Consider the following 21,643-nt stretch of genomic DNA (forward strand, 5'->3'; position numbering starts at 1 on the left):
ATGACACCCGAGCAGATTGCCCTCGTGCAGGACAGCTTCGACAAGGTCGCGCCGATCAGCGACGTCGCGGCGGGGCTGTTCTATGCCCGCCTGTTCGAGCTCTCGCCCGAGGTCAGGCCGATGTTCCGCTCGGACATGGACGAGCAGGGGCGCAAGCTGATGGTGACCTTGGGCGTGGTGGCGAACGGGCTCAACAACCTCGACCGCATCGTGCCGGTCGCCGAGGAGCTTGCCCGCCGCCACGTGCCGCTGGGCGTGCAACCGGATCACTACGGGCCGGTCGGGCAGGCCCTGATCGACACCCTTGAGAAAGGTCTTGGCGCGGAGTTCACCGCCGAGACCAGAGCCGCCTGGACCGAGGCCTACGGCCTGTTGTCCGGCGTGATGATTGCAGCCGCCTACCCCGATGAGGAGAGCGCGACATGACACAGAAACTCGTGGTGGTCGGGGCCGGCATGGCTTCTGGCCGGATGCTGGAACACCTGATCGACGGACAGCCGGGCGACTGGGACGTGACCCTGTTCAACGCGGAGCCGCGCGGGAACTACAACCGCATCATGCTCTCGCCGGTGCTGGCGGGCGACAAGACCTATGAAGAGATCGTTACCCACGACGACGACTGGTACGCGACGCGCGGCGTGACCTGCCGTTTCGGCGAGAAGGTCGCGGGCATCGACCGCGCGGCCAAGACGGTGATGGCGGCCAACGGCGACGTCCTGCCTTACGACAAGCTGGTCCTCGCGACCGGTTCCAACCCCTTCATCATTCCGCTGCCGGGCCATGACCTCGGGGGCGTCATTGCCTATCGCGACCTCGAAGACACCGAGCGCATGATGGCACTGGCGCCCGGGCAGAAGGCAGTGGTGATCGGCGGCGGCCTCCTGGGGCTTGAGGCCGCCGCCGGTATGGCCGCACGGGGTGTCGAGGTGACGGTGGTGCACATCATGGGCCACCTGATGGAGCGTCAGCTGGACGAGGCGGCAGGGTTCCTGCTGCGGCGCGCGCTGATGCAGAAGAACATCACCGTCCTGTGCTCGGCCAACTCCAAGGAGATCGTGGGCGAGAACGGGCAGGTGAGGGCGCTGGTGCTGGACGATGGCACCGAGCTGCCCTGCGACCTGCTGGTGATGGCCGTGGGAATTCGCCCGAATACCGCGCTGGCCCAGTCGGCCGGGCTGGCCGTGGGGCGGGGCATTCAGGTCGACGACCAGATGCGCACCTCGGATGCGGACGTGTTCGCCGTGGGCGAATGCGTGGAGCATGACGGGGCGCTCTTCGGCCTCGTCGCGCCGCTCTACGATCAGGCCAAGGTGCTGGCGCAGACGTTGATGGGCGAGCAGGCGGCCTTTGTGCAGAAGTCGCTCTCGACCAAGCTCAAGGTCACCGGCTGCGACCTGTTCAGTGCCGGTGACTTTGCCGACGGCGCGGGCCGCGAGGACATCGTGTTCCGCGACCCGGCGCGTGGCGTCTACAAGCGCCTCGTTCTCGAAGGGAACATGGTCAGGGGCGCGGTCTTCTACGGGGACACCGCAGACTCGAGCTGGTTCTTCGGTCTGATCAAGGACGAAACGGATATCTCCGAGATGCGCGACACGCTCATTTTCGGGCCGGCCTACCAGGGAGGGTCCGCCGTGGACCCTATGGCGGCCGTTGCAGCCTTGCCGGATGATGCGGAAATCTGCGGCTGCAACGGCGTTTGCAAGGGACAGATCGTCGAGGCGATCAATGGCGGCGCCGGGGACCTTGGCGCCGTAAGGGCCAAGACCAAGGCCAGCGCCTCCTGCGGGACCTGCACCGGGCTGGTCGAACAGGTGCTGGCCCTGACGCTGGGCGATGAGTTCAAGATGCCTGCGGCGCAACCGGTCTGCGGCTGCACCGACCTGACCCACGAGGAAGTGCGGCGGCTGATCAAGTCGCAGCGCCTGACCTCTATGGCGGCGGTGCATCAGGAGCTGGGGTGGAAAACCTCCTGCGGTTGCCATGTCTGCCGCCCGGCGCTGAACTACTACCTGCTGGCCGACTGGCCGCTGGAGTACAAGGATGACCCGCAGAGCCGGTTCATCAACGAACGCAAGCACGCCAACATCCAGAAGGACGGGACCTTTTCGGTGGTGCCGCGCATGTGGGGCGGGATGACCACGCCCAACGAGCTGCGCGCCATTGCCGACGCGGCCGAGAAGTACAAGGTGCCGACCGTCCACGTGACCGGCGGCCAGCGGATCGACCTGCTGGGCGTCAAGGGCGAGGATCTGCCCTACATCTGGGCCGACCTGAACAAGGCCGGGCTGGTGTCGGGCCACGCCTATTCCAAGGGCCTGCGCACGGTGAAGACCTGCGTCGGGAAAGAGCACTGCCGGTTTGGCACGCAGGACAGCTCGGGTCTTGGCATCAAGCTGGAGAAAAAACTCTGGGGTTCGTGGACGCCGCACAAGGTCAAGCTGGCGGTGTCCGGCTGCCCCCGGAACTGTGCCGAGGCGACCTGCAAGGACATCGGTGTGGTCTGCGTGGACAGCGGCTACCAGATCGGGGTCGCCGGTGCGGCGGGCATGGATGTGAAGGAGACCGAGCGGCTCGCCGACGTGGCGACCGAGGAGGAGGCCATCGAACTGGCCACCGCCTTCATGCAGCTCTACCGCGAGAACGCCAAGTACCTCGACCGGCCCTACAAGTGGGTCGCCAAGGTGGGCCTCGACTGGGTGAAGGAACGCGTGGTGCATGACCTGGCCGAACGCAAGCGCCTCGTCGAGGCCTTCGAGCTGAGCCAGAGCATCTATCGCAAGGACCCCTGGGCCGAACACGCGCGGGAGCGTGCGGAAACCTATCAGCCGATGGCTGACCTGACACTGGAGGCAGCGGAATGACCAACTGGATCGACATCGGATCGCTCGACGACATCCCGCGCCGCGGGGCGCGCAAAGTGAAGACGGTCATGGGCTGTGTCGCGGTGTTCCGCACCGGCGACGACCGGGTCTTCGCACTCGACAACGCCTGCCCGCACAAGGGCGGGCCGCTGGCCGAGGGCATCGTGCACGGCCACAGCGTGACCTGCCCGCTGCACAACTGGGTCTTCTCGCTGGAGACCGGCATGGCGCAGGGGGCCGACGAGGGCTCGGTCGCGACCTTCCCGGCGCGGGTCGAGGCAGGGCGGGTCCTGCTGGACGCCGAGCGTCTGGCGGCGCGGAGCGCGGCGTGATGGAAAGCGTCGCCCCCACGGAGATCCGGACGACCTGCGCCTATTGCGGGGTCGGCTGCGGTGTCGTCGCCAGCAAGGTTGCCGGCGAAATCCGCATCACCGGCGACAAGGCGCATCCGGCGAACGGCGGGCGGCTCTGTTCCAAGGGGTCGGCGCTGGGCGAAACGCTCGGTCTGGACGACCGGCTGCTGGCACCGCAGGTCAACGGGGCCGAGACCGACTGGGACAGCGCGCTGGACCTCGTGGCGCGGCGGTTCCGCGACACCATCGCCGAGCACGGACCGGATTCGGTGGCCTTCTACGTCTCGGGGCAGTTGCTGACCGAGGACTACTATGTGGCCAACAAGCTGATGAAGGGATTCATCGGATCGGCCAACATCGACACCAACTCGCGCCTCTGCATGGCCTCCTCGGTTGCTGGGCACCGGCGCGCCTTTGGCACCGACACGGTGCCCGGCCTCTACGAGGACCTCGAACTGGCCGATCTCGTTGTGCTGACCGGATCGAACATGGCGTGGTGCCACCCGGTGCTGTACCAGCGCATCGCGGCGGCCAAGGCGGCGCGGCCCGGGATGAAGGTCGTCACCATCGACCCGCGCCGCACCGCGACCACCGATCTGGCCGACCTGCACCTGCCGATCGCTCCCGGCGCGGACGTGGCGCTGTTCAACGGGCTGCTCGCCTATCTCGATCGAATGAGCGCGGTGGACCGGCCCTTCGTGGCCGCGCACGTCAACGGGTTCGACTCGGCCCTTGCCGCCGCCTGCGCCGATGACCTCTCCGCCACCGGGCTGGCCCCGGAGCTGCTGGAGCAGTTCTTTGCCCTCTGGGCCGGGACCGAAAAGGTTGTGACCTGCTACAGCCAGGGCGTGAACCAGTCGACCTCGGGCAGTGACAAGGTGAACGCGATCCTGAACTGCCACCTTGCGACCGGCCGCATCGGCCGTCCGGGGATGGGGCCCTTCTCGCTGACCGGGCAGCCGAACGCGATGGGGGGCCGCGAGGTCGGTGGGCTGGCCAACATGCTGGCCTGCCACATGGAGATCGAAAGCCCGCCACACCGCGCCGCGCTGCGCGAGTTCTGGAACGCGCCGGTGATGCCCGAGCGTGCGGGGCTGAAGGCGGTGGACATGTTCCGCGCCGTGGGCGAGGGGCGGATCAAGGCGCTGTGGATCATCCACACCAACCCGGCGGTTTCGATGCCCGACGCGGACGCGGTGCGCGACGCCATCGCGGGTTGCGATTTCGTGGTGGTCTCGGACGTGACGGCGCGGACGGATACCGCGCGGCTGGCGCACGTCCTGCTGCCGGCGACCGCGTGGGGCGAGAAGGAGGGCACGGTCACCAATTCCGAACGCTGCATCTCGCGCCAGCGCGCCTTTCTGCCCGCACCGGGCCTTGCCCGGCCCGACTGGCAGATCCTGGCCGAGGTCGGTCAGCGGATGGGGTTTGCCCGCGCCTTCGACTATGCCCACCCCGCCGAGATCTTTCGCGAGTATGCGGCGTTGAGCGGTGTTGCGGCGCGCTTCGGGCTCGACTTCGACATCTCCGGCCTCGCCCGGATCGCCAACAGCGGTTACGAGGCGATGGAGCCGCTGCGCTGGCCGGTGAACGCCGTGCAGAGCGGCGGACGGTTCTTTGGCGAAGGGCGTTTCTTCACCAACGACGGGCGGGCGCGGATGCTGGCACTGCAGAGCCGGGCACCGGCGGTGGAGCCGACGTCGGAACGCCCCTTCGTGTTGAACACCGGCAGAACCCGGGATCACTGGCACACGATGACCCGCACGGCCCGTTCGGCGCGGCTCTCGGCCCATATGGCGGAACCCTTCGTCGAGGTGCATCCCGAGGATGCCGAGCGGCTTGGGCTTGCGCCAGCCACGCTGGCCGAGGTCAGCAGCGCAACCGGGCGCGCCATTCTGCGGGTCCTCGTGACCGACCGGGTGCAACCGGGGCAGGTCTTTGCCCCGATGCACTGGACCGGCGAGACCTCCAGCGCGGGCCGCATCGACGCACTGGTGCCCGGGCTGACCGACCCGGTCTCCGGCCAGCCCGAGAGCAAGGCGGCGATCTGCGCGCTGGTTCCCTTCGCGGCCTCGGCCTATGCCTTCGCGCTCTCGGTCGACGAGCCCGCGCCGACCGCGGACTACTGGGTCAAGGCCCGCGCCAATGGCGGCTGGCGGACCGAGTTGGCGGTTGCACAGGCCCCTGAAGACTGGGATGCTTTCGCCCGTGAACTATTCGCCATCGAGGGTGACGTGCAGGCCATCAGCGTAACCGATTCCAACCGAGGCGGCGCGCGCATCGCGTTCCTGTCCGAGGGCCGCCTGCGCGCCGCGCTCTTCGCGTCGAGCGAGCCGGTCGGCGCCTCGCGGTCCTGGCTCTCGGGCTTGCTGGGGCAGGAGGCGGGCGCCGAATTGCTGTCGGGCCGTCCCGGTGGCGACCGGCCCGATCCGGGGGCCACGGTCTGCGCCTGCTTCGATGTCGGCGTCAACACCATCCTCGCCGCGATCTCCGCACAGAACCTGACCTCGGTGGCGCAGATCGGCGCCGCGCTGCAGGCCGGAACCAACTGCGGATCCTGCAAGCCGGAACTCGAGGCGCTGTTGCGCGGGGCGGCGCCCAGGCTGGCCGCAGAATGAGTCTCTTGCCCTACGTGCAGGCGCTGGCGCGCGGCCCCGGCCGTTCGCGGCACCTGACGCGCGAGGAAGCGGCGGACGCGCTGGGGCAGATCATGGCGGGAACCGCCGTGCCCGAAGCCGCCGGTGCGGTGCTGATGCTGCTGCGCTATCGCGGCGAGAACGCCGACGAGATCGCCGGGTTCGTGGATGCCCTGCGGGCCGAAGCGGGCGACTGGCCGCAGCCCGCCCTCGACTGGCCGAGCTATGCGGCGGGGCGGACACGGGGCCTGCCGTGGTTCCTGCTGGCGGCCCGGCTGGTCGCGCGCGCGGGCTATCCCGTCATGCTGCACGGCTGGAATTCGCACCAGGCCGAGGCGGCTTCGGTCACCGCAGCGCTCGACGGGCTTAAAATCCCGTCCGCCACCGATCCCGACACCGCGGCCGCCGCGCTGGAGGCGGGCCGCATCGTCTACTTGCCGCTGGGAGAGGTTTGCCCGGCCGCCCTGCGGGTTCTGCGGCTGCGTGAGGTGCTGGGGCTGCGCTCGCCCATCAATACGGCGCTGCGCCTCTTCAATCCGGGCAAGGGGGCCGCCAGTGTGCAGGGGGTCTTCCACCCGCCCTACCTGAAGCTTCAGGAAGACAGCGGCCTCGCGCTGGGCCAGCCCGCGCTGACGGTGATCAAGGGGGGCGGGGGCGAGTTCGAGCGGACCCCGACCAAGGCGATGGCGCTCTTCGGTCTGCGCGATGGGCAACCGATGGACATGACCGCTCCGGCGCTGATGCCAGACGTGACCGGCAGGCTCGCCGAGGGGCCGGCGCTGGTCGAACCGGGCGACTTGGCTGCCCTGTGGTCGGGAGAGGCGGAAGACGCCTTTGCCAGCGCCATCGTCACCGGGACAGCGGCGCTGGCGCTGTTCACGCTCGGCGCGGCGCCCGACGTCGAAGCGGCGCAGTCGCTCGCCGAAAGCCTCTGGGCCGCGCGCAACGCCTAGAGCGGGCAAGAGTCTGGCAGACTCGCGCTTACCTCTTCGAACCTCCGGATTCCGCGGCGGAACTTTCCACAGCAAGTAACGTTGATTTTGCACATCGCGCCGGAACGGGCGCCAGTCGCAGAAACGACCTGCTAACCGGAGAGGAACCAACCATGCTTTACTGGGCTGTCATATTTTTCATTGTCGCCATCGTGGCCGGCGTTTTCGGGTTTGGCGGTATCGCCAGCGCGTCTGCTGGTATCGCGCAGATCCTGTTCTTCATCTTCCTCGTGCTGTTCGCCGTGGCCATCGTCGCACAGTTCCTGAGGCGTTCGACAAAGTAACGGAGTTGGCCCTATCGAGGGCCATTCCCGCTCCGTAGGCCGTGCCGAACCGGCCGCCGGGAGCAAAAGAAAATCCCCCGTCCGAAGGACAGGGGATCATTTTCAAGACGTCAGGATTTCAGGGTCTCGGTCGAGGCAAAGAACATCGCCTGGCTCACCGCCGATTTCACCTGCTCTTCCTTGTAGGGCTTGGAAATCAGGAAGGCCGGCTCGGGTCTCTCGCCGGTCAGCAGACGCTCGGGGAAAGCCGTGATGAAGATGACCGGAACCTCGCCGAATTCCTTCAGCAGGTCGTTGACCGCGTCGATGCCCGACGAGTTGTCGGCCAGCTGGATGTCGGCCAGGATCAGGTCGGGGCGCGTTTCGCGGCCAAGTTCCACGGCGCTCGCGCGGGTCCGGCCCACCCCGGTCACCTGGTGGCCGAGTTCCGTGACAATCGAGCTGATGTCGGCGGCGATGACCGGTTCGTCCTCGATCACGAGGATGCGGCCCGAGATCGCGCTCTGCATGTCGTTTCGGGCGACGTTGATGAGGTGGCGCACCTCGTCGCGGGTCACGTCCATGATCCGGGCGATATCCGCGATGGTGAATTCCTCGATCGTGGCCAGCAGCAGGGCCTCGCGGGTATTGGTCTCGAGGCTTGCAAGATGCTGCTGTGCCCGGGCGAGGGTGCTCTCGCCCTCGGCGGGCACCGGCGCGCCGGAACTGGCCCAGATGGCATGGAAGCATTTGAACAGGGCGACCTTGATCGTCATCTCCGGGTCACTGAAGATGGAGCGATCCTGCAAGATGGTCTCGAGTGTCGCCACGGCGTACTGGTCGCCACTGGACTGCGACCCGGTCAGCGCGCGCGCATAGCGCCGCAGATAGGGAAGTTCTGCGGCGATCTGATCTGAGAGGTCCATGGTGGTTTGCGTCTCTGACATTCCTTAGGCCTTTTTTTCGCTTTTCGCGGAACCAAACGCTTCGGGTTTGCGTTTGGTTCCGAAGCGAGAGTAATTTTTTCAACAGTCGCGGGAAGAATAGAGAGAAATGATGGCCACCGGCAACGACAAGGACGCCGACGACTCTGCTCGGATCGAGGCAATTATCGATCGGAATTTGAAATTGGTCTATTCCGATCTTGTTCAGGAAGATCTCCCGGACCGCTTCAAGGATCTGCTGGCCCTGCTCAAGGCCCAAGATGTGGAGGCGAAGGGCGACAAATGACCCACAAGGATCCCAGAGAGGGGCTGGTTGATCATCTTCCGGCTCTGCGGGCGTTCGCCCTCAGCCTTACCCGAAACGGCGCCACCGCCGATGACATGGTGCAGGACACCGTGGTCAAGGCGTGGACCAACATCGAGAAGTTCAAGCCCGGCACCAACATGCGGGCATGGCTCTTTACCATCCTGCGGAACACCTACTACTCCAGCCGTCGCAAGATGAACCGAGAGGTGGCGGACGTGGACGGCGTGTTCACGGCGAGTCTTTCGGTCAAGCCCGACCATGACGGGCGGATGCAGCTTTCCGACTTCCGTCGTGCCTTCGAGACCCTGCCGGACGAACAGCGCGAGGCGCTGATCCTCGTCGGGGCATCCGGTTTCTCCTACGAGGAGGCAGCCGACATGTGCAACGTGGCGGTCGGCACCATCAAGAGCCGGGCCAACCGGGGGCGCGCCAAGCTGGCGGAGCTGCTGGACCTTGGCAAGGATGGGCCGCTGGAACTGACCGACCAGGCGACGATGGCAGTGGTGGCAAGCGCCGGGCCGGTCCTTCAGTGACAGCCGGAGTATCGGAGACCGGCTCCGCGTCGAAATGGTGGGACGGGCTTCGTGTCCGTCTCGTCGTCATGATGTCCCTGGCGTTGCTGCCGGTGGGCCTGATTGCCATCGCCCAGACCCGGGCCGTCACCGAAAAGGTGCGCCGCAACACCGAACTGGCGCTTTTGGCCACCGTCGAGCAATCGGCGGTGGAAGAGCGTCTGGCCATCCAGCGCGCGCTGGGCGTTGCGGACAGTGTCTCCGTCATGGTGCCTGACCTCCTGGCGGACAAGGAAGGCTGTTCGCGCCGCCTGTCGATGATCGTGGAGAGTTCCGAGCGGTTCAGCTTCGCAGGCATCATCCCGACGTCCGGGATAATGGAATGCAGCACCACCGGCGAAACCCTGGATGTCTCCGGGCTGGCGCGGGTGCAGGAAATGCTGTCGAGCACCGGCCCGCTGGTGCGGGTCACGATGAACCCGACCGTCAGCCAGACGCCGGTGATCACCGTATCTATCCCGTTCTACCTGAACGAACAGAACGCCGGCCGGGTGGCCCTGTCGATCCCGCTGGCCTCGTTCGTCGCCTCGAACGAGGGCGTCGGCGTTCCGAGACCGGAAGCCCTGAAGGACCTGATCACCTTCAACGCCAAGGGCGAGGTCCTGACCGTGCGCGCCGGTGGCGCCTTCAACGACTCGAGGCTGCCGATGGGGCTGAGCCTCGCCTCGCTTGCCGAACAGAAATCCACTGCCTTCTCGAGCAACAACCGCAACGGCGAGGACCGGATTTACACCGTGGTGCCCATCGAGAAGGGGCAGCTCTACGTTCTTGGCATCTGGGATGCGCGCAGCGGGTTGGTGGACCAGATCGGCGGCAGTTACCCCGCCATCCTGTTCCCGGCGCTGATGTGGCTGACCAGCCTCGTCGTTGTCCTGATGGCGACCCACCGACTGGTCCTGCGCCACGTGCGCAGCCTGCGGCGCCAGATGGTGCGCTTTGCGCGCGACCGGACATTGCGCGAGGACGGTTCGGGCAGCGAGATGCCGGCGGAACTGAGGGAGATCCAGAACAGTTTCGACACCATGGCCTACTCGATCCTGCAGGACGAGGCGCGGCTGGAAAACGCGGTGCACGAGAAGAACGTGCTGATCCGCGAGATCCATCACCGGGTGAAGAACAATCTTCAGCTTATCTCGTCGATCGTGAACATGCAGATCCGCAACGTCTCGAACGAAGAGACCAAGTCGATCCTGCGGCGCGTGCAGGACCGGGTCCTGAGCCTCGCCACCATCCACCGCGACCTCTACCAGAACAACGCGGCCGGGCGGGTCAACGTCGGCCACCTCGTGAAGGAAATCCTCGAGAACAGCGTCGATATCGGCTCGGCCGACGGCGAGGCTGTGCAGGTCAAGCAGGATATTGATGACGTCATGCTCTATCCCGATCAGGCGGTGCCGATGTCCCTGCTTGCCGCCGAGGCGGCAACCAACGCGATGAAGTACGCCTCCTCGGCCAATGGCTCCGCGCCCTGGATCCACGTCAGCTTCAAGGTCGGGGAAGGCAAGCAGAGGATCTTCCGTTTCTCGAACTCCGCCACCGGCGAGGGCCGGGGCGAGAGCACGGGGATGGGAACGCGGCTGATCAACGCCTTTGCGATCCAGCTGGGCGCCGACATCGACATCACCGCGACCGAAGACACTTATACGATGACGGTGATCTTCGAGGCGGCAGAGTTCCTGCCGCAGGCCGAAAGCTACTGATCAGAGAGAAGGGAAGGGGGGCGCGTTCCGTTACGCGCCCTTCTTCTCCAGTTCACGGATGCGGCGGGCGGGCAGCCCGGTCGCGATCGGCTGGCCCATCACCGCCTCGGCCATGCCGATGGTCCAGATCATCAGCGGGATCGCGATGATGCCGCCGATGGGGCCCCAGAGCCAGAGCCAGAACACCAGCGACAGGAAAACGAGCAGGGGGTTGATCCTCATCTGCTGACCGACGAAGGCCGGGGTGATGAACTGCCCCTCCATCGCGTTCATGGTCATGTAGATCAGGGCGGGGGCGACGCTGATGGGGCCGTCGAACACCACCAGACCGGTGACCAGCAGGGCGGCGGCCAGGAAGATCGGCCCGAGGTAGAGGATGTAGTTCAGCAGGAAGGCGGCCAGCCCCCAGAACCCCGCGGCAGGCATCCCGAGCAGGTGCATCACCCCGGCCACAAGCAGCCCGAAGCAGGCGTTGATGGTGGTGATGGTCAGGAAGTAGTCGGCGACGCGGCGTTCAGCGAACTCGAAATCGCTCTGTTCGACATTGCGCAGCGACTTGCCGATCCAGCCGTAGATCTCGAACTTCGACAGCAGGAAGAAGTAGAGCGCGCCCGAGAAGATCATCACCTGCCCAAGTACCTGCGGGGCATAGAACAGAGCGTCGGTGGCGCTGGGCACCGCGACGCCGCCTTCCTTGGCGGCCTCCTTGCCGGTTTCCGGGTCGACCGAGGCGGCAACGTCCTTGGTCAGTTCGTCGAGGCCCTGCAGCATGTTCCGGATACCTTCGATGGCATCGCGGAACTCCGCCCAGATGATCGGCGCACGATTGACCGCCTGGCTCACGTAGGGCTCGGCGATGAAGACGATGCAGACCAGCGCCAGCAGCACGATCACCAGCGTTGCCAGCGCCGCGAGCGAGGGGCGCAGCCTCAGCCGGTGCCAGAACCGGGAGAGCGGCGAGAGCACGATCCCGAGAACGAAGGCCGACAGCACGGGCGCGAAAAAGCCCTGCGCCTGCCAGAGCACGACGAATACGGTGACGGTGCCAATCAGGAAGATCACGATCTGCGACATGGTTTTCCCGTCGTAGATAGGATGTTCGTCGGTGGTTTCGGGGTCTTCCGGCTTGCTGACCGAGGCGGCGGCGACGGGCGTGGCGGCCCTTGGGTCGACGGTGTCGGCGGCTGGCGTGGTGGCTGGCATGATGGTCGCGGTCCCCTCTCACGATGCGAGGGGTCGGCCACGGAGTGGAGCCGATAAAACCCTGCGGGGGTGAAACGTCGCAGGGCCGTTCCGGGTTCCGGACGCCCGTTTAGAGTTCGTAGGACGGCAGCAGGTCGAAGGCCGCGCGCAGGGCATCGCCCCAGCCGGTCGAGATCGACTGGTACATCGGGTCGTCCATTTCGATCCGGATACGCTTGTCCACGCGGAAGGAGTCCTTCTCGTAGGTCAGCACGTCGAAGGGCAGGCCGACCGAGAGGTTCGCCTTGACCGTCGAGTCGAAGGAGACCAGCAGCAGCTTGATCGCCTCGCTGAAGCTCATCCCGGCGTCATAGGTCCGCACGAGGATCGGCTTGCCGTACTTGGTCTCGCCGATCTGGAAAAAGGGCGAATCCTCGGTGGCCTCAATGAAGTTGCCTTCGGGGTAGACAAGGAACAGGCGCGGGGGACCGCCCTTGATCTGTCCGCCGACGATCAAGGTCGCCTGGAACCCGGCATCGGACATCTGGCCTTCGTTGGTGCTCTCGGCGATGACCTCGCGCAGGGTGGTGCCGATCAGGCGCGCGGCCTGGAACATCGACGGCACCTGCAGGATGGTCGGATCGCGGTCCGCTGCGGCCTTGGAGCGCTCCTCGAGCAGGCTGATCAGGGCCTGCGTCGTCGCGAGATTCCCGGCGGTCATGATGGTGATCAGCCGCTCTCCGGGGGTCTCGAAGGTGTGCATCTTGCAGGTGGTGGAAAAGTTGTCGACGCCCGCATTGGTGCGGGTATCGGACATGAAGACGAGCCCCCGATCTAGGGAGAGGCCCACGCAGTAGGTCATGTATGCACCGGAACGAGTTTGGACATCGAGGTCAGGGAATCTCTTACTGCTGCACTTGCAGCGAGACAATCATCGATTCATCGCCCGCACCGTGCCGCAGGCCGGAAATCGGTGCGGCCTCGCGATAGTCGCGCCCGACTGCGATCCTCACGTAGCGTTCGTCGGGGCACTGCCCGTTTGAGACATCGAAACCGACCCAGCCAAGGTGCGCCACATGGGCCTCGGCCCAGGCGTGGGTGGCGTCCTGGTCGACGCGGTCGTCCATCATCAGGTATCCGCTGACGTAGCGCGCCGGGACCCCGGCGCTGCGGGCGGCGGCGATCAGGATATGCGCGTGGTCCTGGCAGACGCCCTGACCGCCGGCAAGCGCGGCCTCGGCATCGGTCGCGGCATAGGTCTGGCCGGTGCCGTATTTCACGGTCTCGGCGATCTTGGCCGAGAGCGCATGGAGGGCGGCAAGCTGGTCGCCAGCCCCCTTGAGGTCCTGTGCCAGCGCGACGATGCCCTCGCCGGGTTTCGTCAGCGGGGTGGGCTGGCAATAGTGCCAGAGCGGAACCGCGCCATAGACCTGCCCCAGCACCCCGGCAGTGTCGAAGGTCTCGACCCGTCCGCTGGCGGTGATGGTGATCTCGGTCACGCCGATGTCGGCGCTGACCAGATCGGTCACGTTGCCGTGCTGGTCGTGATAGCTCACCTCGCGCTGGCCGCCGTTGATCTCGACATGCCAGTCGGCGATGCGTTGCTGCGAGGAATCGCGCGGAATCAGGCGCACCTTCTGCAGCGCGTAGTGCACCGGTTCGTCGTAGGTGTAGCGCGTCGTATGAGTGATGCTCAGTTGCACGGTAATCGGTCTCGCTCTACCCGCTGAAGCGGAAATCGCTCTCAATCTGCATGCCGAGCGCGTTGTTGTCACGAATGAATGCGGTGATGAACTCGTGCAGACCCTCTTCAAAGATCGAGTCGATGGTCCTGTGGCGCAGTCGTGAATGCAGGGCCTCGGCCATGTCGTGGCAGGGGTGACGCTCGCCATAGTCCTCGGCGAGGTAGTCGAGGTTCGACACGATCTGCGAGGTGCAGAAGGACAGCGACCGCGGCAGACGACGGTCGAGGATCAGGAAATCCGCGATCGCGGCGGCCGTCATCTCGCTCTCGCCCAGCCACCGGAACGACCGGTGCGCCGAGACCGAGCGCAGCACGGTTTCCCACTGCACGTTGTCCAGCGACGAGCCCACGAAACTGGTGTGCGGCAACAGCGTGTAATACTTCACGTCAAGGATCCGCGCGGTGTTGTCGGAGCGTTCGATGAAGGTGCCGATCCGGCTGAAGTCGTAAATGTCGTTGCGCAGCATGGTGCCGTGCAGCGCACCGCGCACGAGGGCGCTCTGCTGCCGGATGGTGTTCAGCATCGCGGGCAGGTCGGTCTCGCGGACCGGGTGTGCCAGCAACGAGGTCAGCGTCATCCAGGTTTCGTTCACCGCTTCCCAGACTTCGGTGGTCAGGGCGGTGCGGACCACCCGCGCGTTGTCACGCGCGAAGGCGATCACCGACAGAACGCTGGACGGGTTGGAGGTGTCGCGCAGCAGGTAGTCGACCACGTGGGCCGAGGTATAGCTCTCGTACTTCTGCGCATAGGCGGCTTCGACCCCTGCGGTCGTCACCACCGATTTCCATTCGCCCTCGGCGTCGGTCGAGCGCGTCAGCGCGATACGGAACCCGGCCTCGATGAGACGCGCGATGTTTTCGGCCCTCTCCAGATATCGGAACATCCAGTAGAGGCCGCCGGCGGTTTTTCCCAGCATCGTCTAGTCCTCCAGTACCCAGGTGTCCTTGGTGCCGCCGCCCTGGCTGGAGTTCACCACCAGCGACCCTTCGGTCAGGGCAACGCGCGTCAGGCCGCCCGGTACGATGTTGATGCCCTGCGGCGAAACCAGCACGAAGGGGCGCAGGTCCACGTGCCGCGGGGCCAGTTCACTCTCGCAGAAGATCGGCACGGTGGAAAGCGACAGGGTCGGCTGGGCGATGTAGTTGCCCGGCTTGGCCACCAGCTTCTCGCGGAAGGCTTCCAGTTCCTTCTTGCTGGCGGCGGGGCCGACCAGCATGCCGTAGCCGCCCGAGCCGTGCACCTCCTTGACGACAAGGTCCTTGAGGTTGTCGAGGACGTATTTCAGCGCCTCGGGTTCGCCGCAGCGCCAGGTTTCGACGTTCTTCAGGATCGCCTTCTCGCCGGTATAGAACTCGACGATATCGGGCATGTAGGAATAGATCGCCTTGTCGTCGGCGATGCCGCTGCCCGGTGCGTTGGCAATGGTGATGTTGCCCGCGCGGTAGATATCCATGATCCCCGGCACCCCAAGCATCGAGTCGGGGTTGAAGGTCAGCGGATCGAGGAATTCGTCGTCCACCCGGCGGTATAGCACGTCGATCTGCTTGTAGCCCTGGGTCGTGCGCATGGCGATGTGGCCGTCGACGACGCGCAGGTCGTGACCCTCCACCAGCTCCGCGCCCATCTGATCGGCGAGGAAGGAATGCTCGAAATAGGCCGAGTTGTAGATGCCCGGCGTCAGCACCGCGATGGTCGGCTTCGGACCGGCGCCGGCAGGGGCGCAGGCCGCCAGCGAACGGCGCAGGTTCTTGGGATAGTCGCTGACCGGCTGAACCTTGATCTTCGAGAAGAGCTCCGGGAACATCTGCAGCATCGTCTCGCGGTTCTCCAGCATGTAGGAGACGCCGGAGGGCGTGCGGGCATTGTCCTCGAGCACGAAGAAGTCGCCTTCGCCGGTGCGCACGATGTCAGTGCCGACGATATGGGTATAGACCTGCCCCGGCGGGCTGAACCCGACCATCTGCGGCAGGAACGCCTCGTTGTTGGCGATCAGGTCCTTCGGGACACGGCCAGCCCGCAAGATTTCCTGCCGGTTGTAGATGTCGTGCAGGAACGCGTTGATCGCAGCGACGCGCTGTTCGATGCCCTTGGCCAGCTTGCTCCACTCGCGCTGGGCGAGGATTCGCGGCACGAGGTCGAAGGGAATCAGCCGCTCCTGCGCCTCGGCCTGGCCGTAGACGTTGAAGGTGATCCCGGTCCTTCGGAAAAAGGCTTCGGCATCGAGGGATTTCTTGGTGAGACGATCCGGGTCCTGCTGTCGGAACCAATCGTGGTAAGCGGCGTATGCGGGCCGGGTGCTGCCCTCCACGCCCTTCATTTCATCAAAGAATGTTTTTTTACCTGCCATGCGATTATCATAATCCGAAGAATGGCTTCGACAACTGTCTCCTTCTCGGCCCCTGCTTCCCTCTCTGATCGGACCATGGCGACTGCCTGAAAATTAGTCACAGGATTCCGGGGTGCGGGTCAACGGTTTCCGCGCGCCACGTGTGTTTCACGCGCCGGGGCAGGGTGTTTCTCGCATTGGTTGTGTCTTCGCGGGGTCCGGCCCTTCCGCGAGTCAGTAGCGCCCCTTAACCTCTGCCGCACGGGCGATTTTCCGGGCCTTCTGCTTTTCCCGGAAGAACACGAAAAGACCCGATGCGATGATCAGCGACATGCCTGCCCAGACGAAGGGGCCGGGCAGGTCGGACCACAGGAACCAGCCCCAGAACACCGCCAGCGGCAGGCCGATGTACTCGTAGGGCGCGATGGTCGCCGCGTCGGTCAGCCGATAGGCTTGGCTGAGGCAATACCCCACGATCGCCGAGTTAAGCCCGAGCCCCAGCAGCGGCCACCAGTCGCCTTCGCCGGGCCAGACCCAGGCGCGCAGCAGGAAGATGACGCTCTGATTCTCGCTGCCTTCCGCGAAGCGGCCATCGCCAGCGATGACGAGGAACCCGAGCGACACCAGCACGAACATCGCCTGGATATAGATCGACATGGCCGAGGCGCTGCTGGTCGCCCCGAGCTTGCGGGTCAGCAGTTGCAGGAGCGCGTAGGTCAGGGCCGAGATGACGGGGAGCATCATCACGAAGCGGCTGATGCCTAGGTCCGAACTGCTCTCCCAAGGGCGCTGCATGATGATGACGCCGATGAAGCCGACGATGACGGCGCCCATGCGCAACGGGCCGACCTTTTCGCCGAGGATCGGGATCGACAGCAGGGTGATGAACAGGGGCGCGGCAAAGAACAGGGCGACCGCATCGGCCAGCGGCATCACCGCCAGCGCGACGAAGTAGGTCATGTTCGACACCACGACCAGCAGGCCGCGCAGGACATGCAGCACGGGGTGCGCGGTCCTGAGCAGGCGGAAACCGCCCTCGATCTGCAGGATCATCATGCTGAAGATGATGCCGATGGCAGAGCGGGTAAAGACGATCTGGTGCAGCGGGTAGTCGCCCGACAGGTGCTTGATCAACATGTCGTTGATCGAGATCGCCACCATCGCAGCCAGCATGAACGCGATCCCGGTGGCGGCGCGCGGCGAGGTTGTCTGCTGGGATATGGCGATCATCGGGGGCTCCTCTCCTGTCGTGCGTACGGAATTTGCGCCCGACGAGATGGCGCTATCACAGGATTCGCGCATGTCGATGCATGAAACCGACATTTTTTCGATATCAGGTTCTATTGGCGCGGCGGGGCGGCTGGGCTAGATTGGCCCGCACGCAAGACATCAGCCCCAGGAGCGAACCCATGCAGATGAGCGACCAGCGCGAGATCAAGGCCGATCCGGCGACCGTCTATTCCGCCTTGCTGGACCCGGAGATGCTGAAGCAGTGCGTGCCCGGCGCTGAAGACGTCTCGGGCAACGTGACCGATGGCTACGAGGCCACCGTCACGCAGAAGGTCGGACCGGTCAAGGCGACCTTCAAGGGTCAGGTGACCATGACGGACATGGTCGAGAACGAGAAGATCACCATCACCGGCGAAGGCAAGGGCGGCGCCGCCGGCTTTGCCAAGGGCGGTGCGGTGGTCAGGCTGGCTCCGACCGAAAGCGGCGGCACGCTGCTGAGCTATGACGTCGAGGCCAAGGTGGGCGGCAAGCTGGCCCAGCTGGGCAGCCGGCTGATCGACGGCTTTGCCAAGAAGATGGCCGACCAGTTCTTTACCAACCTCGTCGAACAGATCGAAGGCCCCTCCGAAGCGGCAGAAGCCCCGGCGGAAGAGGCCGGCGAAAAGAAGGGCTGGCTCGGCAAGATCACCGGCCGCTGACCTTCCGGGCGCGCCGCACAGGTACTTGTGCGGCTGCGCTCTCTTTCCCGTCACGGCTCCGTGACCTAAGTCATGCGCGAAAAGGGAGGCGCTCATGACAGCCATTCTCAACATCAAGGATCTGCGAAAGACCTACGCCGGCGGTTTCGAGGCGCTGAAAGGCGTGACGCTCGACATCGAAGAGGGCGAGATCCTCGCGCTGCTGGGGCCGAACGGCGCGGGCAAGACGACGCTGATCTCGACGGTCTGCGGACTGGTGACGCCTACGGCGGGCACGGTCACCGTCGGCGGGCACGACAGCCAGCGCGACTATCGCGCCGCGCGCGAACTGATCGGGCTGGTTCCGCAGGAAGTGAACCTCGAACCCTTCGAGAAGGTCTGGAACACCGTGCGGTTCACCCGGGGGCTATTCGGCAAGCCGCGCGATGATGCCAAGCTGGAGCAGATCCTGCGCAAGCTGAGCCTCTGGGACAAGAAGGACAGCGCGGTCAAGGAGCTGTCGGGCGGGATGAAGCGGCGGGTGCTGATCGCCAAGGCGCTGTCCCACGAACCGCGCATCCTGTTCCTGGACGAGCCGACCGCTGGTGTCGACGTGGCCCTGCGCAAGGACATGTGGGACATCGTGGCCGAGCTCAAGGCCGACGGCGTGACGATCATTCTCACCACGCACTACATCGAAGAGGCCGAGGCCATTGCCGACAGGGTGGGCGTGATCACCCGTGGCGACCTGCTGCTGGTCGAGGAAAAGGCCGCGCTGATGCAGCAGATGGGCCAGAAGCAACTGGAGGTGGAACTGGTTGCGCCGGTTTCGACGATCCCGGCGGCGCTCGCTCCCTTCGGACTTGAGCTGGGGGCTGAAGGCCGGTCGCTGATCTATTCCTACGATACCCGGGCCGAGCGCACCGGCATCACCAAGCTGCTGAACGCCATCGCCGATGCGGGTCTGACGCTTCGCGACGTGAAGACGCGCCAGAGCAGCCTCGAAGACATCTTCGTCAATCTCGTTTCGGAGGAGCCGGCATGAACTGGGCCGCCATTGCCGCCATCTACCGCTTCGAGATGGCTCGTTTCTTCCGGACGCTGCTGCAGAGCTTCCTGTCTCCGGTTCTGTCCACCTCGCTCTACTTCGTGGTCTTCGGCGCCGCCATCGGCAGCCGCATCGACGAGGTCGAGGGCGTGAGCTATGGCGCGTTCATCGTGCCGGGGCTGGTCATGCTCTCGGTTATCACGCAGGCGATCTCGAACGGGTCCTTCGGCATCTATTTTCCCAAGTTCATCGGCACCATCTTCGAACTGCTTTCGGCGCCGATCAACTTCCTTGAAATCGTGATGGGCTATGTCGGTGCAGCGGCCACCAAGGCGCTGTTCATCGGATGCGTCATCCTCGTGACCTCGACGCTCTTCGTGGACCTGCACATCGCGCATCCGCTGGCGATGCTCGCCTTCCTCGTGCTGACCTGCCTGAGCTTTGCGCTGCTGGGATTCATCATCGGGATCTGGGCGAAGAACTTCGAGCAATTGCAACTTGTTCCGCTGCTGATCGTGACGCCGCTGATCTTTCTCGGTGGGTCGTTCTACTCGGTGTCGATGCTGCCGCCGGTCTGGCAGACGGTGACGCTGTTCAACCCGGTGCTCTATCTGATCTCCGGTTTCCGCTGGGCCTTCTTCGGTATCGCCGACGTGCCCATCGGCGTCAGCCTGCTTGCCATTGCCGCCTTCACCGGCCTGTGCCTCGCGATCATCTGGCTGATCTTCCGCACCGGCTGGCGGATCCGCAGCTGAGGGCGTTGCAATAATGCCGGAGCGTGCCCCGTTTCGCCGGGGCACGTCGGGTCAGATTCCGCCGACACCTTGTTAACAGCCGAACGGCAATCTACATGGCATTGCATGAAAGTGCGGCTGCCCTTCCTCGACAAGACACCCCTGGTGTCAGTGGTACGGATGAGCGGGACCATCGGCATGTCGGGGCGCGCGTCGCTGACCGACAATGCCCTGGCCCCCATCCTTGAAAAGGCGTTCAAGCGGGGCAAACCCTCTGCCGTCGCCATCGAACTCAACTCTCCCGGCGGTTCCCCGGTGCAGTCCTCGCTGATCGGGGCGCGCATCCGGCGTCTGTCGGAAGAGAACAAGGTTCCGGTTATCGCCTTCGTCGAGGACGTCGCGGCCTCCGGCGGCTACTGGCTGGCAGCAGCGGCCGACGAGATCTGGGCCGACGACAGCTCGGTCATCGGCTCCATCGGCGTGATCTCGGCCAGTTTCGGTGCCCATGTCTTCCTGGCGCGCCAAGGCGTCGAGCGGCGCGTCTATACGGCGGGCAAGTCGAAATCCATGCTCGACCCGTTCCGCCCGGAAAACCCCGAGGACGTGGCGCGCCTGAAAACCCTGCTGGACGATATCCACGGCAACTTCATCAGCCACGTCAAAACCCGCCGCGAAGGCAAACTGGACCTCAAGAAGGACCTGTTCCAGGGCGATATCTGGCTGGCCGGACGGGCTGCGGAACTGGGCCTGATCGAGGGAATCGGCCACCTCAAGCCGAAGATGCAGGAACGCTTTGGCGAGGATGTCAGGTTCCGGCGGTACGGGCTGAAACGCCCGATCTGGTCCCGGTTCGGTTCGCAGGTGGCGCTGGATGCGCTGTCCGCAGTGGAGGAGCGTGCGGAATTCGCGCGCTTTGGCCTCTGACGTGATTCTGAAGATCGTCCTGCTGTTCCTCATCGTGATGATCGTCCTTGCCATGTTCGGACGATATCGCTTTCCCGGCATTCCCCGTCTGTCGGACAAGAAATGCGCCTCCTGCGGCCGGTATCGTATCGGCAAGGGGCCCTGCGCCTGCAAAAAGGGAGGCAAATCATGATGCCGTGGCTCCTGTCCGGTCTCGGACTGGTGATCCTGCTTCTGGCGGGCGACGCGCTGGTGCGTGGCGCCGTCAACCTGTCGCTTCGTCTGGGCATTCCGGCGCTGATCGTCAGCCTGACCATCGTGGCCTTCGGAACCTCGGCGCCCGAGCTGCTGATCTCGATCAGCGCAGTGCGCGACAACGTGCCCGGCATCGCGCTCGGCAACGTGGTGGGGTCGAACACCGCGAATATCCTGCTGGTGCTTGGCATTCCCGCGATCCTCTCCAGCCTGCAGACCAGCGAATGCGATACCCGCAAGACCTATGTCTTCATGCTGATCTCCTCGGTGCTCTTCGTCGGGCTCGCCTTCTTCGGCATCTTCACCATCTGGTCCGGTCTGATCCTGCTGGCTGGGCTCGGTGTCCTGCTTTTCGATCAGGTATACGAGGCGCGTGCGCACCGCATGGCCTGCTCTATGGACGATGGCGAGGCCGAGATGCTCGACGAGGCCGATCCCAACATGCCCTACTGGCGCGTCGGGATGTTCCTGCTGCTGGGCCTGGTCGGCCTGCCGCTGGGTGCGAACCTGCTGGTCGAGAACGCCACCGTGATCGCCCTCACCTATGGCGTCAGCGAGACCGTCATCGGCCTGACGCTGGTCGCGGTCGGCACCTCGCTGCCGGAGCTGGCGACGACGGTGATGGCCGCCCTGCGCAAGCAGGCGGACGTTGCGCTTGGCAACGTGATCGGGTCGAACATGTTCAACCTGCTCGCCATCATTGGCGTGGCCACCTTCTTTGGCCCGATCCCGGTCGATCCCCAGTTCCTGCGGTTCGATCTGTGGGTCATGCTGGCCGCCTCGCTGCTGCTGGCGCCCTTCGTGTTCTTCAAGCTCGACATCACCCGGCTGTGGGGCATCGTGCTGACGCTGCTCTATCTCGCCTACGCTACGGCGGTGCTGCTATGATGGGGCCGATGGAACGCGAAAGGCACT

Annotated in this window: 21 protein-coding genes; 14 read left to right on the forward strand and 7 right to left on the reverse strand. The window is 65.2% G+C overall.

Annotated features, from left to right (window positions below):
• The 6 genes from DDT93_RS19845 to DDT93_RS19870 all read left to right on the forward strand — a co-directional run bounded on the left by DDT93_RS19845 (window position 1) and on the right by DDT93_RS19870 (window position 7,126).
• Entirely contained in the window at window positions 1-426 is a 426-nt protein-coding gene (locus DDT93_RS19845; protein WP_109467632.1) for a globin family protein, read from the forward strand.
• Complete coding sequence (gene nirB, locus DDT93_RS19850) at window positions 423-2,861, forward strand: nitrite reductase large subunit NirB (protein WP_109467633.1); 2,439 nt, start codon at window positions 423-425, stop codon at window positions 2,859-2,861. Before DDT93_RS19845 ends, nirB begins: the two co-directional genes overlap by 4 nt.
• Window positions 2,858-3,193, forward strand: coding sequence for a nitrite reductase small subunit NirD (nirD, locus tag DDT93_RS19855; protein ID WP_109467634.1), 336 nt, complete (start codon window positions 2,858-2,860; stop codon window positions 3,191-3,193). The genes nirB and nirD overlap by 4 nt, the downstream gene beginning before the upstream one ends.
• Entirely contained in the window at window positions 3,193-5,832 is a 2,640-nt protein-coding gene (locus DDT93_RS19860; RefSeq protein WP_109467635.1) for a nitrate reductase, read from the forward strand. Before nirD ends, DDT93_RS19860 begins: the two co-directional genes overlap by 1 nt.
• A complete protein-coding gene (locus tag DDT93_RS19865; RefSeq protein WP_109467636.1) occupies window positions 5,829-6,803 on the forward strand; it encodes a glycosyl transferase family protein in 975 nt (324 codons plus the stop codon). The genes DDT93_RS19860 and DDT93_RS19865 overlap by 4 nt, the downstream gene beginning before the upstream one ends.
• A gap of 152 nt (window positions 6,804-6,955) precedes the next feature.
• Window positions 6,956-7,126: a DUF1328 domain-containing protein gene (locus tag DDT93_RS19870; RefSeq protein WP_109467637.1), complete on the forward strand. Its 171-nt coding sequence runs from the start codon at window positions 6,956-6,958 to the stop codon at window positions 7,124-7,126.
• Window positions 7,127-7,236: 110 nt separating this feature from the next.
• Here the strand turns inward: DDT93_RS19870 and DDT93_RS19875 are convergent, their stop codons facing one another.
• Complete coding sequence (locus tag DDT93_RS19875; RefSeq protein ID WP_109467638.1) at window positions 7,237-8,052, reverse strand: response regulator; 816 nt, start codon at window positions 8,050-8,052, stop codon at window positions 7,237-7,239.
• Between the two features lie 109 nt (window positions 8,053-8,161).
• Between DDT93_RS19875 and DDT93_RS26565 the strand changes: the two genes are divergently transcribed.
• Genes DDT93_RS26565 through DDT93_RS19885 form a run of 3 tightly spaced genes read left to right on the forward strand, consistent with a single transcriptional unit; the run spans window position 8,162 to window position 10,628 of the window.
• Window positions 8,162-8,335, forward strand: a complete 174-nt coding sequence (locus DDT93_RS26565) for a NepR family anti-sigma factor (RefSeq protein ID WP_232825513.1) — start codon at window positions 8,162-8,164, stop codon at window positions 8,333-8,335.
• The gene (locus DDT93_RS19880) at window positions 8,332-8,889 is read left to right on the forward strand and encodes an RNA polymerase sigma factor (RefSeq protein WP_109467639.1); all 558 of its coding nucleotides are present in this window, start codon (window positions 8,332-8,334) and stop codon (window positions 8,887-8,889) included. Before DDT93_RS26565 ends, DDT93_RS19880 begins: the two co-directional genes overlap by 4 nt.
• Window positions 8,886-10,628 carry a sensor histidine kinase gene (locus DDT93_RS19885; RefSeq protein ID WP_157960237.1) on the forward strand — a complete coding sequence of 581 codons (1,743 nt, stop codon included), beginning with the start codon at window positions 8,886-8,888 and terminating at the stop codon, window positions 10,626-10,628. Before DDT93_RS19880 ends, DDT93_RS19885 begins: the two co-directional genes overlap by 4 nt.
• Before the next feature lie 30 nt (window positions 10,629-10,658).
• Here DDT93_RS19885 and DDT93_RS19890 read toward each other — a convergent pair whose 3' ends face one another.
• The 6 genes from DDT93_RS19890 to DDT93_RS19915 form a co-directional block, all read right to left on the reverse strand.
• A complete protein-coding gene (locus tag DDT93_RS19890) occupies window positions 10,659-11,831 on the reverse strand; it encodes an AI-2E family transporter (RefSeq protein WP_109467641.1) in 1,173 nt (390 codons plus the stop codon).
• A 109-nt stretch (window positions 11,832-11,940) separates the two neighbouring features.
• On the reverse strand, window positions 11,941-12,672 hold the full coding sequence (locus DDT93_RS19895; protein WP_109467642.1) for a proteasome-type protease: 732 nt from the start codon (window positions 12,670-12,672) through the stop codon (window positions 11,941-11,943).
• A gap of 43 nt (window positions 12,673-12,715) precedes the next feature.
• Window positions 12,716-13,513, reverse strand: coding sequence for a transglutaminase family protein (locus DDT93_RS19900; RefSeq protein ID WP_109467643.1), 798 nt, complete (start codon window positions 13,511-13,513; stop codon window positions 12,716-12,718).
• A 16-nt stretch (window positions 13,514-13,529) separates the two neighbouring features.
• The gene (locus tag DDT93_RS19905) at window positions 13,530-14,471 is read right to left on the reverse strand and encodes an alpha-E domain-containing protein (RefSeq protein WP_109467644.1); all 942 of its coding nucleotides are present in this window, start codon (window positions 14,469-14,471) and stop codon (window positions 13,530-13,532) included.
• Window positions 14,472-14,474: 3 nt separating this feature from the next.
• On the reverse strand, window positions 14,475-15,902 hold the full coding sequence (locus DDT93_RS19910; protein WP_109467645.1) for a circularly permuted type 2 ATP-grasp protein: 1,428 nt from the start codon (window positions 15,900-15,902) through the stop codon (window positions 14,475-14,477).
• Window positions 15,903-16,115: 213 nt separating this feature from the next.
• Complete coding sequence (locus DDT93_RS19915) at window positions 16,116-17,111, reverse strand: DMT family transporter (RefSeq protein ID WP_109467646.1); 996 nt, start codon at window positions 17,109-17,111, stop codon at window positions 16,116-16,118.
• A gap of 179 nt (window positions 17,112-17,290) precedes the next feature.
• Here DDT93_RS19915 and DDT93_RS19920 point away from each other — a divergent pair, with 179 nt between their 5' ends.
• The 5 genes from DDT93_RS19920 (at window position 17,291) to DDT93_RS19945 (ending at window position 21,616) form a co-directional block, all read left to right on the forward strand.
• The gene (locus tag DDT93_RS19920; RefSeq protein WP_109467647.1) at window positions 17,291-17,809 is read left to right on the forward strand and encodes a CoxG family protein; all 519 of its coding nucleotides are present in this window, start codon (window positions 17,291-17,293) and stop codon (window positions 17,807-17,809) included.
• Between the two features lie 94 nt (window positions 17,810-17,903).
• Window positions 17,904-18,833: an ABC transporter ATP-binding protein gene (locus DDT93_RS19925; protein ID WP_109467648.1), complete on the forward strand. Its 930-nt coding sequence runs from the start codon at window positions 17,904-17,906 to the stop codon at window positions 18,831-18,833.
• Window positions 18,830-19,591: an ABC transporter permease gene (locus DDT93_RS19930; RefSeq protein WP_109467649.1), complete on the forward strand. Its 762-nt coding sequence runs from the start codon at window positions 18,830-18,832 to the stop codon at window positions 19,589-19,591. Before DDT93_RS19925 ends, DDT93_RS19930 begins: the two co-directional genes overlap by 4 nt.
• 105 nt (window positions 19,592-19,696) lie before the next feature.
• Entirely contained in the window at window positions 19,697-20,494 is a 798-nt protein-coding gene (locus tag DDT93_RS19935) for a S49 family peptidase (protein ID WP_109467650.1), read from the forward strand.
• A gap of 168 nt (window positions 20,495-20,662) precedes the next feature.
• Entirely contained in the window at window positions 20,663-21,616 is a 954-nt protein-coding gene (locus DDT93_RS19945; protein WP_109467652.1) for a calcium/sodium antiporter, read from the forward strand.
• Window positions 21,617-21,643: the final 27 nt, after the last annotated feature.

The sequence above is a fragment of the Albibacillus kandeliae genome, assembly GCF_003116585.1.
GTDB classification, from domain to species: Bacteria; Pseudomonadota; Alphaproteobacteria; order Rhodobacterales; family Rhodobacteraceae; genus Albibacillus; species Albibacillus kandeliae.